Source organism: Wolbachia endosymbiont of Phyllotreta cruciferae (genome assembly GCF_918697765.1).
GTDB lineage: Bacteria > Pseudomonadota > Alphaproteobacteria > Rickettsiales > Anaplasmataceae > Wolbachia > Wolbachia pipientis.
This window is the reverse complement of the sequence record NZ_OU953855.1, coordinates 553,926-568,223: the sequence shown is the minus strand read 5'-3', so window position 1 is coordinate 568,223 and position 14,298 is coordinate 553,926. Positions and strand designations below refer to the sequence as shown.

The 14,298-nt window shown below is 33.4% G+C and carries 14 protein-coding genes; 5 read left to right on the top strand and 9 right to left on the bottom strand.

All coding sequences use genetic code 11. The features are described from left to right. Window positions 1-584: 584 nt before the first annotated feature. From glyA to NL281_RS02655, 4 genes are all read right to left on the bottom strand, one after another. Window positions 585-1,862, bottom strand: coding sequence for a serine hydroxymethyltransferase (glyA, locus tag NL281_RS02670; protein WP_253303567.1), 1,278 nt, complete (start codon window positions 1,860-1,862; stop codon window positions 585-587). A 40-nt stretch (window positions 1,863-1,902) separates the two neighbouring features. Further along, a complete protein-coding gene (locus tag NL281_RS02665; RefSeq protein ID WP_253303566.1) occupies window positions 1,903-3,123 on the bottom strand; it encodes an MFS transporter in 1,221 nt (406 codons plus the stop codon). Window positions 3,124-3,258: 135 nt separating this feature from the next. Next, window positions 3,259-4,488 carry an MFS transporter gene (locus tag NL281_RS02660; RefSeq protein ID WP_010962993.1) on the bottom strand — a complete coding sequence of 410 codons (1,230 nt, stop codon included), beginning with the start codon at window positions 4,486-4,488 and terminating at the stop codon, window positions 3,259-3,261. Between the two features lie 75 nt (window positions 4,489-4,563). Continuing rightward, window positions 4,564-5,778 (bottom strand): MFS transporter, encoded by a 1,215-nt coding sequence (locus tag NL281_RS02655; protein WP_174515889.1) that lies wholly within the window; start codon window positions 5,776-5,778, stop codon window positions 4,564-4,566. 713 nt (window positions 5,779-6,491) lie between these two features. On the opposite strand from NL281_RS02655, the gene NL281_RS02650 reads away from it, so the two are divergent. Continuing rightward, window positions 6,492-6,980 (top strand): hypothetical protein, encoded by a 489-nt coding sequence (locus NL281_RS02650; protein ID WP_253303565.1) that lies wholly within the window; start codon window positions 6,492-6,494, stop codon window positions 6,978-6,980. A gap of 45 nt (window positions 6,981-7,025) precedes the next feature. Here NL281_RS02650 and NL281_RS02645 read toward each other — a convergent pair whose 3' ends face one another. Both NL281_RS02645 and hemE read right to left on the bottom strand, forming a co-directional pair. After that, on the bottom strand, window positions 7,026-8,219 hold the full coding sequence (locus NL281_RS02645; RefSeq protein WP_012673336.1) for a pyridoxal phosphate-dependent aminotransferase: 1,194 nt from the start codon (window positions 8,217-8,219) through the stop codon (window positions 7,026-7,028). Window positions 8,220-8,288: 69 nt separating this feature from the next. Continuing rightward, a complete protein-coding gene (gene hemE / locus NL281_RS02640; RefSeq protein WP_253303564.1) occupies window positions 8,289-9,305 on the bottom strand; it encodes a uroporphyrinogen decarboxylase in 1,017 nt (338 codons plus the stop codon). 402 nt (window positions 9,306-9,707) lie between these two features. On the opposite strand from hemE, the gene NL281_RS02635 reads away from it, so the two are divergent. After that, on the top strand, window positions 9,708-10,526 hold the full coding sequence (locus NL281_RS02635) for a transporter associated domain-containing protein (RefSeq protein WP_253303563.1): 819 nt from the start codon (window positions 9,708-9,710) through the stop codon (window positions 10,524-10,526). A 66-nt stretch (window positions 10,527-10,592) separates the two neighbouring features. Here NL281_RS02635 and NL281_RS02630 read toward each other — a convergent pair whose 3' ends face one another. Beyond that, window positions 10,593-10,871 carry a hypothetical protein gene (locus NL281_RS02630; protein WP_410543422.1) on the bottom strand — a complete coding sequence of 93 codons (279 nt, stop codon included), beginning with the start codon at window positions 10,869-10,871 and terminating at the stop codon, window positions 10,593-10,595. A gap of 80 nt (window positions 10,872-10,951) precedes the next feature. Then, complete coding sequence (locus NL281_RS02625; RefSeq protein ID WP_006280049.1) at window positions 10,952-11,245, bottom strand: hypothetical protein; 294 nt, start codon at window positions 11,243-11,245, stop codon at window positions 10,952-10,954. A gap of 133 nt (window positions 11,246-11,378) precedes the next feature. Between NL281_RS02625 and purM the strand changes: the two genes are divergently transcribed. Continuing rightward, the gene (gene purM / locus NL281_RS02620; RefSeq protein ID WP_253303562.1) at window positions 11,379-12,416 is read left to right on the top strand and encodes a phosphoribosylformylglycinamidine cyclo-ligase; all 1,038 of its coding nucleotides are present in this window, start codon (window positions 11,379-11,381) and stop codon (window positions 12,414-12,416) included. On the opposite strand, the gene purC is transcribed toward purM, so the two are convergent. Continuing rightward, on the bottom strand, window positions 12,413-13,135 hold the full coding sequence (gene purC / locus NL281_RS02615; RefSeq protein WP_006279491.1) for a phosphoribosylaminoimidazolesuccinocarboxamide synthase: 723 nt from the start codon (window positions 13,133-13,135) through the stop codon (window positions 12,413-12,415). The two genes, purM and purC, sit on opposite strands and share 4 nt — an antisense overlap. A gap of 74 nt (window positions 13,136-13,209) precedes the next feature. On the opposite strand from purC, the gene trmD reads away from it, so the two are divergent. Both trmD and rplS read left to right on the top strand, forming a co-directional pair. Beyond that, window positions 13,210-13,920: a tRNA (guanosine(37)-N1)-methyltransferase TrmD gene (gene trmD, locus NL281_RS02610; protein WP_007549279.1), complete on the top strand. Its 711-nt coding sequence runs from the start codon at window positions 13,210-13,212 to the stop codon at window positions 13,918-13,920. Continuing rightward, window positions 13,904-14,281, top strand: a complete 378-nt coding sequence (gene rplS, locus NL281_RS02605) for a 50S ribosomal protein L19 (protein WP_006279489.1) — start codon at window positions 13,904-13,906, stop codon at window positions 14,279-14,281. Before trmD ends, rplS begins: the two co-directional genes overlap by 17 nt. Window positions 14,282-14,298: the final 17 nt, after the last annotated feature.

Below are 14,298 nucleotides of genomic sequence, written 5' to 3'. Positions count from 1 at the left end.
TTCCTGGATCCCAGTGTCTGGGCACTGGGATGACAAAGGAGAGCAGTGTCAAGCACTGGGATGACACCCTACTAGCAGAAGTTACTCTCAAATGTTTGTTCATGTTAGCTACAAACATTAAGAAATTTACCAAACGAAAAAAAGGCAAAAGAAGCCCCAGTCATTGTCTATTTTCAGTATTGGCGTTTTTTAAGTCTTAAACACTGCAATTTAGCTGCTTTTAAATGCAACTCATCTTAGTTTAAATGTTTAAGAAATTTACTAAGCAGAAAAAAAGGCAAAAGAAATCCCGTATTAGCTAGTTGTCACTCTCTAATCCTGCAAATTGGCGTGCTATACTGTCTTAAACGCTTTATAAGCGCGTTTCAGCTTATATAGGTAAAAACCCAGAAATGTTGTGAAGACGTAGGGTGCGCATAGTGCAAAAAATTAAAAATAAGACGCCAATTACGTAATACTGTTGTCGTTTAATCTGCACAGATTGAAGATAAATGAATACCTTCAGTTTCATGATAAGAGGGCTGGCGAAGGGTGTCAAGTAAGTTTTTTCGTTTCTACCAGCTACTTGGATGACACCACATAAATTAATAAATAGGAAAATTACTACAAATCCTTTCAACTTTAGCTTTTACTGCTTTTTCGACACTTGAGCTATTTTCGCTGATTAATCCTTGAATTACTTCATTTATTAGACCAGCTATCTCTTTAAAATTTTCTGCCTCAAGTCCGCGTGTTGTCTCAGCAGCGGTGCCAAAACGGAGCCCTGAAGTGATGGTCGGCTTTGCTGTATCAAATGGTACAGAGTTTTTATTACAGGTAATACCGGCTTTCTCAAGGCTATCTACAACGTCTTTTCCAGTTAATTTCTGCGATCTTAAGTCAACTAGCACTATATGAGAGTCAGTGCCACCGGTTATAATGTCAAGTCCATGCTTTTGCAATTCTTGAGCCAGCACTTTCGCATTTTCCACGACTTTCTTGCTATAAGTCTTAAACTCTGGTGCTAATGCTTCTTTAAATGCAACAGCTTTTGCAGCTATCACATGCATAAGTGGCCCGCCCTGCAATCCTGGAAAAACTGCGGATTGAATTTTTTTGTGTAATGCTTCATCATTGGTCATCACTATTCCACCACGAGGACCACGCAAAGTTTTGTGAGTCGTGGAAGTCATAACATGTGCATATTCAGCAGGGGATGGATATTCGCCCGCTGCAATAAGCCCTGCATAGTGAGCAATGTCTGCAAGCAAATAAGCACCAACTTTATCTGCAATCTCGCGAAAGCGTTTGAAGTCCATTTTTCTTGGATAAGCAGAAGCACCAGCTATGATCAATTTCGGTTTATGCTCCAGCGCCAGCTTTTCTATCTCATCCATATTGAGCAGATAAGTGTCTTTATTTACTGTATATTGAATCGACTTAAACCATTTACCAGAAAGGCTTGGCGCCGCACCATGAGTTAGGTGCCCACCGCAACTCAGTGACAATCCAAGTATTGTATCACCTGGAGTAAGCAGTGAAGCAAACACGGCTTGATTTGCCTGAGAACCAGAGTGAGGCTGAACATTTGCAAATTTTACACCAAACAACTTACAAAGTCTTTCTATAGCCAGACTTTCAACTTTGTCCACATGCTCACAACCACAGTAATATCTTCTGCCTGGATAACCTTCTGCGTATTTATTAGTCAGAAAAGAGCCTTGTGCCTCCATTACCGCTTTGCTTGCAAAATTTTCTGATGCAATTAATTGCAATTGTGATTTTTGGCGTTGTAATTCTTTTTCTATAAACTGATAAACCTCGTTATCAAAAGACTTTAAACTATTTTTAGAGCCACAGATTTTCTTTAAAACACTCATCATAGATCAAACCTCGCTTTAATTTTAAGATGCACAAGCAATTTTAAGACTGCTTGTCCTGCTTTTTTAACCATAAGAGCCCAAAAACAGCTATTAGCAAACATACAGGAATAATAGATGTTGCTTTTATCAGCAATTCAGCACTATAAATAGGACTTCCATGTATAATCGCTTTATCCCAATAAGAACCTATTACCTTCGCAATTCCAGTGTGAAAGAGGTAGCCAAAAACCATAACTATCATATTTGATACAGCTGTAGTTAATCCTATTAAGTTATTATTTACATAACTTAATGCTTTGTACAGTGTTACTATTTGATATCCAGAAGCGAAACCTATAACAAGAAGTGCAGGCAATACAATATACAATCCGCCAGCCCGTGTAAAAAGTAAAAGGAAACTAGCAATCATTGCAAAGGAACAGACAATAATAACTTCATAATGTCTATTTGGGTATTTTTCTAATATGTGAGCAAAAGAGAGCAATCCAGCTGCAAATCCTACATATATAACAGAAGAAATTGAAGACGCTAGATCACCGGCCATTTGATATACCTCACATAAAAAAGCTTTTGTCCAAGCATCAGCAAAACCTTCTAGTGGACCTACCATTAAGCCACCAAAAAAACTAATTAGAATGATATATTTATTGAAAAGCACAGTTTTTAGATCCTTCATGCTAATTTTTTCTTTTCGAAAGTCGTAAGCATTGTAAGGAATAACTAAAAATAAAGATAAAGCGAGTAAGAAACCAAACCCTGAAAGAATATAAATTACGTAATTCCAACCAAACTCATCAAGCAAAAGTTCTATTGGTAGACCACCATATATTGCCCCTAATAGCCCTATAATAACAGATATGCTTGCCATTTTTGCTGATTTTTCTCGCGAAAAATACATACTGGCAACTTTAAATACTCCTATTGCTGACGCAGACGAGCCAATCCCAACAATTATTCTACCTAATACTGAATAATACCACTCATCAAAGCACACAAGAGGTAATGTTCCAATAGATACCAAGACAGCACAAATAGGTAAAACAATTTTTGGACCGAATCTATCAAAACAAAGACCAACAGGGATATGAACTAGTGTAAATCCCACATAGTAGAGACCATTAAATTGCCCTAAATCTGCAATGCTTATATTAAATTTTGTTATTAATACAGGCGCAATTATGTTTGGCATGACACGTAACACATACTGGTACGCATAGAAAAGAGACACTATCAACCATACAAAAAAATTACTTTTCGACATACCTACCACCTAATAAAACCCAATTACAATTAAAACAAAAATATCAAAGTAAAATAAAGTATTATATTTCATAATAACAAGAACCTTAAATTAGTACATCTAACGATTTTATCATACGAGCCTTCGATAAATTATCTACTTATTACAATCAACTTCTCTAAAATCTTTATTTTTTAACCATAAGAGCCCAAAAACAGCCACCAGCAAACATACAGGAATAACTGATGTTGCTTTTATCAGCAATTCAGCACCATACACAGGATTTCCTTGTATTATTGTTCTATCCCAACACAAATCTACTATTTTTGCGATCCCAGTGTGAAAAAAATAGCCAAAAACCATAACTATCATGTTTGACACAGCTGTAGCCAGGCCTACTAAGTTATTATTTACATAACTTATCGCTTTGTAAATGGTAACCACCTGATATCCAGATGTGAAGCCAATAATAAAAAGCGTAGGTAATACAACATACAAGCCTCCAATCTGAGTAAAAAGCAAAAGAAAACTAGCGATCATTGCAAATGAGCATGCAATTATTACTTCATAATGCTTATTTTTATATTTTTCCAATAAATAAGCCAAAGAGAATGATCCTGTTAACATTCCTATCAATATTACAGAAGAGAGAGAAGATGCCAAGTCTTCATTCATTTTATATACTTCAAAAAAGAATGCTTTCACCCAACCATCGGCAAAACCTTGCATTGGACCGACCATGAGTCCACCAAAAAAGCTAATTAGAATAATATGCTTGTTGAAAAGTATGTTTTTTAAGTCTCTAATGCTAACTTTTTCCTGTTGAGCATTGCTTTCAGGCGTTACTAAGAACAGCAACAGAGCAAGTAAACACCCAAATGCTGAGAATGTATAGATAACATAATTCCAGCCAAATTTATCGAGTAAGAAGTCTAAAGGTAACCCGCCACATATCCCTCCCAAAATTCCTATAATTATAGATAAGCTGGCCATTCTTGCTGATTTTTCTTGCGCAAAATACATGCTTGCAACTTTAAAGATTCCAATTGCCGAAGCGGATGACCCAATTCCCACAATTATTCTTCCAATTATTGAATAACTCCACTCATCAAAGCATATAAGCGGTAGTGTTCCGGTAAATGTCAAAACGGTACAAGCAGGTAAAACAAACTTTGGTCCAAATCTATCAAGGAAAAGACCAATAGGTATATGAGCTAGCGTATAGCCTACATAGTATAACCCACCAAACTGGCCAACATCTGCAATACTTATGTTAAATTTTGTTATTAATTCAGGCGCAATTATGTTTGGAATTACGCGTAATATATATTGGTATGCATAAAACAGTGACGTCAACAACCAGATTAAAAAATTCCTCTGCAACATGAATCTCAGCTAAAATTTAGGATTATAGATACTTTAGTTATAAAAAACAATACTATATTAATCATCTAAATCTGCTTAGCTCTTTTTACAGCTTATAACTTTAAGTAACCAAAAGCCTATCATTCCTATTAGTAGGCATATAGGTATTATTAACATAGACTTAACCATTACATCAGTTCCATAAAATGGCTTTCCATCGATAATTTCACCGTTCCAATAAAAATTCATTATATTTGCAATAATGACGTGAAAAAAATAACCAAAACTCATAACTATGGAATTACCTACAGATCCTGCACTTGCTACTGCTTCGTTTTTTACACAACTTACAACTTTAGCAGTAAAAACAATTTGGTATGCAGAAGCAAGACCAATAATGAATAGTAATATACATGCCAGGAGTTCACTAATATTGCATATAAAAAGTAATAAGAACACAATTATCATGGCCATAGCACAAGAAATTATTATTTCATAGTGCTTGGTTGGATTTTTTGCTAATATGTAAGGAAGTAATAAATGCCCAAAGCCAAAGCCTATTAGTATCCATTTTGAAATGCTATATGCAATGTGTCTATCTATAGCGTACATCTCATGCAAGAATGTTGCGGACCACGCATCTGCAAAGCCTTCTAATGGTCCAACCATAAAACCGCCAAACAAACCTATCAATAAAATATCTTTATTAAATATAACTTTGCTTAAATTTTTAATATTTAATTCTTCGTCTGAGGTGCCAACTTTAGGTATAGATATAAAGGTAGTTAAAGCAAGCAATAATCCAAGCATTATACACACAGTAAATAAATAATCCCACCCAAACTTATCAAGTAAGACATGTAATGGTTTGGTGGCAAATACACCACCTGAAATGCCAATAATAACCGATATGCTGAACATCATGGCAAATTTTTCTCTATGGTAATAGATTCTTATTATTTTAAAGAGTCCAAGTACTGAAGCAGAGGATCCAATACCAGTAATTATTCTTCCAATAATAGAATAACTCCAATCATTAGAACTGACTAAAGGTAAAGCACCTAAAGATGTTAATGCAATACAAATCGGTATAACAACTTTAGAACCAAATCTATCTAAAAGAATACCTACAGGAATATGTGCTAACACATAACCTACATAATACAGTCCACAAAATTGTCCTATTTCTGTTGTTCCTATATTAAACCTTACTACCAATTCAGGAATTATAATATTTGGAATTACGCGTAATATATATTGGTATGCATAAAACAGTGACGCCAACAACCAGATTAAAAAATTCCTCTGCAATACTTTACCCCAAAGCTAGCATTATAGATACTCTGTTTATAGAAAACAATATTTTTATGAATACTTATTTTAATTTACCGGAATTTTATACTTACTATTACCCACAAATAAAAACATAGTATTGTATTTACTCAAATAATTTAATTTTATTAACCTGAAAGCTTATTAGATTAAAATTATTAAACTAAGAGTTATAATTTTAGCAACTAAAAGCTGTAAATTGCACCATATAAACAGTTATTTCAAGCAAAAGTTATGCCATTAAGAGCTATGCAACAAACATTTATATTTGTGGGTAATAGTAAGAATTTTATACAGTTGAACTCATAGCCAACATAAGTAGTTTATGCATTAACTAAATTTTCCAGGTTCAAGTTTGGATGATAGAAAAAGTTCACTTTTTCTATTTTTAAAAGAGACCTTTTATTTTACTTATAATTTTTTCTACCATATCTACAACTGGCTCATGAATAAGGTATATGAAAAAAATTACACCACAAATGATAAATATATTTATGATTTTACCCTTATTCATCTTTATCTTGAGCTTCACTTTTGTTACAAGATCCATTTTATTTATGTTTTTATTTCATGCTGACAATTATATCTTAAATACCATAATTTTCAGTAAAATTTGACTTCAGAAGTATTCTATTAATTCAATATTAACCTTTTTATGTGTAAAATAGTTAATATAATATTAAAGCAGGCTGATGAATATAAGCACGATAGATAATACGCTGCAAAATTACATAACAAAATACATTGAACAAACATTCGCTACACACGTGCTAGGCAATAGATACGACAAATTGTATAGGAAACTTCTAAGTGGTATAGAAGAGATAATAAAGCTTGCTGTAAATGAAGCAAAACACTACGATGAAAATTTAGAAGATCTATATAACGATTCAAGATTTAATAAGAAATTTATTCAAGCTGTTGCTAAACATCAGGTGTCGGAATTTTTAAATACTTATCCGAAAAGAAAAGAAATTGTTGCAGAATTTTACAATGAACATCACATTAACGAAAGTGATTTTAAGACTCTGGAAAAGGGGAAAGATTTAGTAAATAAAATAAATAACATTAACTTACTGCAACAAAATGAAAAAAATGAGGAATTCAATATTAGAAAGACACTTGCTCAATCAATAAAAATGCCTTCCATAGAAAAACACAAGTTAGAACATTCAAAATAACCTTGGCGAAGTATGGCAAAATATACAACTTATGGATAGTCTATTTCATTTTAACTCCTGGCACGCTTTAGTAATACTATCACATCCAATTTCTAATTGTTCCTGAGAGGTTGCATAAGAAATTCTGATAAAATTTTCTAGACCAAATGCAATTCCTGGAACCACAGCAACCAAATGATCTCCCAGTAAGTATTCAGTAAAATCTAAATCATTATTTATTATCTTACCACTTTTTGTGCTTTTACTGAGCAATCCTTCACATGAGACAAATAAATAAAACGCACCTTGTGGAACAGACGCTGATAACCCCGGGGCAGAATTTAGCTCTTTCACCATAAAATCTCTACGACTCTTAAAAATCCTTGTTCTTTCTTTCAAAAAACTATGATCACCGTTTAATGCTGCTGCTGCTGCTGCTTGTGCTATCGAATTTGGATTAGAAGTGCTTTGAGACTGCAGCGTAGAGATAGCTTTTACTACATCACTTCTACCTGCAATATACCCTATTCTCCAGCCTGTCATTGCATAGGCTTTTGATACTCCATTGACTACAAAAACTCTATCATAAAGCTTCGGCTCAACCTGAGCGATAGTAAAAAACTTTTCGTCGTATATTATATGCTCATAAATATCATCTGTAACGACATTCATATGTGGATATTCAAGCAATATTTGTGCTATGTCTTTCAATTCATCACATGTGTACACAGCTCCTGCAGGGTTGTTCGGTGAGTTAAGAATTAACCATTTAGTTTTTTTAGTTATCCTGCTTTTCAATAATTCCGCTGTCAGTTTAAAATTTTGTTTGCATTCTACTACAACTGGCAAGCCGCCAAAAAGACTTACCATATCAACATATGAAACCCAATAAGGAGCTGGAATAATAACTTCATCTCCAGAGTTAATTGTTGCCATGAACAAATTGAATAACACCTGCTTAGCACCTGTACCAACACAGATTTGGTTAAGCGTGTACTCGAGGTTATTATCCTTTCTTAACTTATTAATTATTGCTTCTTTCAGCTCACGCGTTCCATCAACAGCAGTATATTTAGTCTTACCTTCACTTATTGCTTGAATAGCTGCTTTTTTTATATGATCTGGAGTATCAAAATCCGGTTCTCCTGCAGCTAAAACACAGATCTTTTTTCCTTCATTTTTCAACTTATTTGCCTTATCAGTTACAGCAATCGTAGGTGATGGTTTTATTAGGAACATTCTTTTTGCAAGGTCTGACATATTTTACTGAAGCTAAATTTAAATGATAAACCCCGTACAACAAAAAAGCTAGGAATTTTGTGTATTGTATTAGTAGCTTTTTACCAGGTTTACCAACGCAGCAATATTTTCAACTGGAGTATCAGGGAGTACTCCATGTCCAAGATTAAATATGAAGGGTAAATCTCTAAAGCAATCTATTATACGTTTTGCTTCTTTGATTGCTTCCGTTTTATTATAGGCTAAAAGATTAGGATCAAGGTTTCCTTGTAGAGGGATGTTTAGATTCGCTTTCGCCCATTTTATTGGAACATTATAATCTATACTTACTGCAGATACACCTGTTTGTTCGCAGTAATCTTTATAAAGATTTCCAGCAGACCTTGGAAAACCTATTATTGGAAAATCAGAAAATCTATCCTTTATTGCCAAGATAATTCTCTTTGTTGGTTCGATAACATATTCTTTAAACAATGGTTCCGATAACGCACCAGCATTACTGTCAAATAGCTGAATAACATCTGCTCCAAATTCTATCTGTTTAACTAGATAAATAATCGTTACTTCCGTTATTCGTTCAATTATTTCCTTCAAACACGAAGGATAAAAATTTAATACTTTGGAAAAAGTTTTGCTGCTCCCACCTTCTATGATGTATGAGGCTACTGTCCATGGTCCACCAGCAAATCCTATGAGAGATTTTTCTTTTGGTAATTGGCTTCTGACTTTTTTTATAGCGTTTAGAATTGGTAAGGTTTTAGTTTCAATTTCTTGTGGACCCTTCAATTCCTTAGGACTTTCCACGGGTTTTATTATTGGACCTACACCGCGTACGAAATTCACGTCACAACCCAAAACATCAGCTATTATTAAAATGTCTGAAAAAATTATCGCCGCATCCATGTCAAATCTTGTCACTGGCTGTAACGTCAATTCTGTCACTAAATCTGTGTTGTAGCATATCTCCATAAAATTATTCATATTTTCTACTGCTTTGCGGTACTCAGGAAGAGACCTGCCAGCCTGACGCATTAGCCAGATAGGCACTCTTCCACCTGGCTCATTTCTCTTAATAATTCTCGCTATTGTTGTTTTGCTGCTTTCCAATCTATTCTATTTATTCTTTTGTATATTAAAGTATAGCAGTAATAATAGTTCTATCAATAACTTGTTACTAACTTAAAATTCAGTAAAAATTGGCGTTATTCAACTTGTGGATAAATATGTGAGTAACTTTCGTATATTATTGATTTTCTGTTATGATTTATGTGTATAAGTAAGGTGTTTAGAGTGTTAGTAATTTTCTTTTATGGAAAATACTTTACCATCATGCATTGTTACACAACTATGTATATGTTGTTGAAAAAGTTGTTGATCAATTGTTGGTATTTTATATCAACAAATAATTCACAAATTAATTTGACATTATTCACATGCTTATTAAACATTTAATAACAGTTTTCTTGATAAATCTAATCTGAAAACGTTTTTGCCATTACAGGGAATAAATTGAGTAAAAAAAGAACCTTAGTAGAAAAAATAGCATATAGAATTTTTCTCTTCCTTTTCAAAAAAGCTTCTGTGTTGAAAAAGTGTGCGACTGAGGCATTAATGAAAGATCTGCCAGACCTTAATATATTTTATGGTCTATTAAAATTCCGCGATTGTGGTATAATGGATATAATGACTCCACGTACAGAGATATGCGCAGTAGACATTGAGTCAAGCGAGCGTGAAATAATAAAGAAGATAAAAAACACTTGCCACACTAAAATACCAATTTATAAAAATAACTTTGATAACGTAATAGGCTTTTTTTATGTAAAAGATGTTATTTTTAATAGGGATAAAAATTTTAATCTGAAACATATTATACAAAGCGTAATATTTGTTCCACCCTCGATGAAGACAACTAATCTTTTTGTTAGGATGAACTCTTCTAAATCATGCTTAGCTATCGTATTGGATGAATATGGTGGAACTGATGGTTTAATTTCAATGACTGATCTTATAGAGGAACTAATACCAAACATTGATAGTGAAAACGAAATAAATTCAGAATATACCATTACTGAATTGTCTCAAAATAAGTTTGAAGTATCAGCAAGGGCTCTTATAAAAGATATAGAAGAGGATCTAAAAATAGAATTACGTGACCCTGAAGAAGACTATGTTACACTTGGTGGTTTGATTCTTTCGATTGCTGGTAAAGTGCCTTCTGTAGATGAAGTCATTAAATATAAAAATGGTATGAAGTTTATCATCAAAGATGCAAATGAGCGCTACATTAATAAAATAGTACTAGACTTAAGTGATTACAAAAATTAGATTTGGTACCCCTTGTCGGGGAATGCCTTGACACGAAGAAAAAGTTGTAATAACCAAATATGCAACTCAAGTTATAGTTAAACCTATTTCCAGCAAATTATTTTCGCAAGTATAATGCATTTCAGTGTTATAGTACTCTAATAATAAAGAGGTCATATAGATATTAATATCTTTTGTATTTAAATTAGTGTCATTTTTTTTGATTAATTTGTTTACTAATGATTTGCTTATTGGTTTGTGTTCATTTAGAATTTTTATAGTTAATAGCATTTTATCTTCTGTTTGACTCAGTAAAACAGATACTAGTTCAACTTCCGCCACTGCACTGGCTATAGTTAGCACCATATTGGAAATTATCTTATTTATCTTTTCAATTAAATCTTCCTTATTTTTTGCAGAGTATGCGTCTATTTTCCACGTAAGCTTTACTTTTTTTTTAATAAATAATTTTCGATATTAGATTTGGTCTTATCAAAGCTATAATTATCCATTGAAGAAGAATATGCCTGCTTCATAACTTTATGTTTATATATTAAATCATCGGAGCTTTCTTTAAGAAACAACAACGCTTCCTTCTGCGCATCAGCATCATTCTTATCTATTACTTCAAGCTCTTCTACGCCAAACGTTATTCCATTCATAGAGTTAGCAAAGTCATGAAGCAGCCGTCCTGATAGCAGTTCCGTTATTAACAGTATGTTTTTGGTATTTTCGTTCATTGGATAATTATAAATGATTTAAGTTACCCTATATTGGTAAGTATATAATAGTCAATTAAGAGAAAGTTTCGTTGCACTTTTTATATCAAGGCATTAATATAGTATTAACAATTTTAAAATTTATAAAAGGATTATGAATACTTATACCAGATCAGGAATAGATATTGAACTATATAATAAGTTAATAAAAGAAGTCAAGCCTATTGCTCAAGAAACTACTAGAGAAGAAGTAATCAGCGAAATAGGTTCATTTTCTGCGTTATTTGATTTTGCTGCACTAAGTAAGAAGTATGACCATCCAGTACTCGTTTCCTCAACTGATGGAGTAGGTACGAAACTGTTGATAGCTCAAGAAGTGAATAAACATGATACTATAGGTATAGATTTAGTTGCAATGTGTGTAAATGACTTACTTGCACAAGGAGCAACGCCTTTGTTTTTCCTTGATTACTTTGCAACAGGCGTTTTGACCAAAGATGTTTTATTATCTGTGGTTAAGGGCATTGCAGAGGGGTGCAAGCAAGCTAAAATAGCATTGGTTGGTGGGGAAACTGCAGAAATGCCTGGAATGTATGGTAATAATCACTATGACCTTGCAGGGTTTGTGGTTGGTGTAGTTGATCGAAAGCAAATTCTTCCAAACTGTAGTATGATGAAAGCAGGTGATTATATAGTTGGCTTAGAGTCAAGTGGAATTCACTCAAATGGGTTTTCTTTAGTGCGCCATGTTTTCAAAAGCTTAGGTATAAATTATAACGATACATCTCTATGGAATAATAAATCTTGGAATGAAATACTACTTGAACCAACAAAAATATATGTTGATTCTTTGTTGCCTATCATGTCACAAGTAAAAGGTATTGCGCACATCACGGGTGGTGGTTTGGTAGACAATATTCCGCGAATTCTTCCAAAAAACTTATTTGCAAACATAGACATTAATTCCTGGAAATGGCCAGATATATTTTTATGGCTAACAAAGGAGGGTAAAATAGAGAAGAAAGAAATGCTAAAAACATTTAATTGTGGTATTGGTATGGTATTGATCGTAAGTTCTGAGAATATGCAAAACGTGAAAAATCATTTCCAAAAACGTGGAGAAAAAATTGAAATTATTGGAAAACTTGATGAGGCATGTAACCCTCCACTTGATAGAGTAGTATTTAGTTAACCTAACTCTACTGACAATCTTTCCGCAACTTCTAAGTATGCTTTTTTCAAGTTGCCTAAATTCAAACGAAAGACGTCTTTATCTAGCTTTTTATAAGTATTTTTATCCCATAACCTGCAGTTATCAGGGCTGATTTCATCGGCTAAAATGATTTTAGTACTGTCATTTATCAATCTGCCAAATTCCAATTTAAGGTCAACTAGATCTATGCCTGCATTTGAGAATAAATCAATTAGGATTTCGTTGATCTTTAAAGTTGTAGTTTTTACTTCATCCATTTCTTTGCTAGATAGCCAATCAAAATACAGTATGTGATTTTCATTTACCATTGGGTCGGCTAGGTCATCATTTTTGTAAAAAAACTCGATTATAGGAGATGCAAGCCTCTCACCTTCTTTGATATTAAAACGTTTGCAAAAGCTGCCAGCTGCAACATTCCTCACTACTACTTCAAGAGGTATGATTTTGAGTTTTTTGACTAGCTGCTCTCTTTCATTCAGAGTTTTTATAAAGTGTGTGCTAATTCCTGCTTTCTCAAGCTTTTCCATGATAAAAGCACTAACATGATTATTAATTATTCCTTTGCTCTCAATAATTTCATATTTTTCCTTATTGAATGCTGTAACATCATCTTTAAAGTGCTGTATAACAGTTGATGAGTCTTCAGTTTCAATAATGGCTTTCGCTTTACCTTCGTATATCGTTTTATTCAGTGACATGTTTAATTTAACTATATATTATATCAATTTACTATTCTTAGAGTATAGCCCCAAATAACTTAAAATAAACCTTAATGGCATTCAATGTTACAATATTAACCATATTCCCAGAAATGTTCCCGGGGTTTTTGAACTATTCTCTTGCCGGAAAAGCGTTAGAAAAAAAAATATGGAACCTTGAAGTAATAAATATTCGTTCTTTTGCGAAAGATAAACATTCAACTGTGGATGATGTTCCATATGGAGGTGGAGCAGGAATGGTTATGCGTTCTGATGTAGTTGGTGATGCAGTAGATAGTATGCTCTCTGTTCATAAAAACACTAAGTTTATTTACATGACTCCATCTGGAACTAAGTTTAATCAGAATATTGCCAGAGAATTATTAGAGTTTCCTCATATAACAATATTGTGTGGTCGATTTGAAGGTATTGACCAAAGGATAATTGATGCGTATACTCCTTATGAGTTAAGTATTGGAGATTATATACTTTCAGGAGGTGAGCCAGCTGCAATGGTGGTTCTTGATGCATGCATTAGACTTCTTCCAGGTGTAGTAAATAATACCGATAGTATTACTGAAGAAAGTTTTAATTATGGTGGTGGTGTACTTGAATATCCTCAATATACTAGACCTGAGCAGTGGAAGGGATATAAAGTACCTGAGGTTTTGTTATCTGGCAATCACAAAAAAATAAGTGATTGGAGGCAGAAGCAGTCTCATGTTATAACAAAAAAGCGTAGGCCTGAATTATTGAGTGGAGAGATAAATGACAAATTTACTTAAAAAATTTAACGAACAGCAAATGCAAGTGTTAGCTAAAGAAATACCAGAATTTCGTCCTGGCGATGATTTGAAGGTCACTTTTAAAGTAGTTGACGGTACAAGTGAACGTATACAGATATTTGAAGGTGTATGTATATCAAAAAGGAACCGCGGGTTACATTCTTCTTTTGCAGTCAGAAAAGTGAGCCATGGAGAAAGTATAGTGTCTCAGTTTTTTGTTTATTCTCCTGCACTGGTTTCAGTGCAAGTGACAAGAAAAGGAAAGGTTCGTAGAGCAAAACTGTATTATCTGTGCAAACTATTTGGAAAAGCTGCAAGGATCAAAGAGCGTACTACTTATGTTAAAAAGAAATCTAAGTAGATACAATAGGGAGTGAT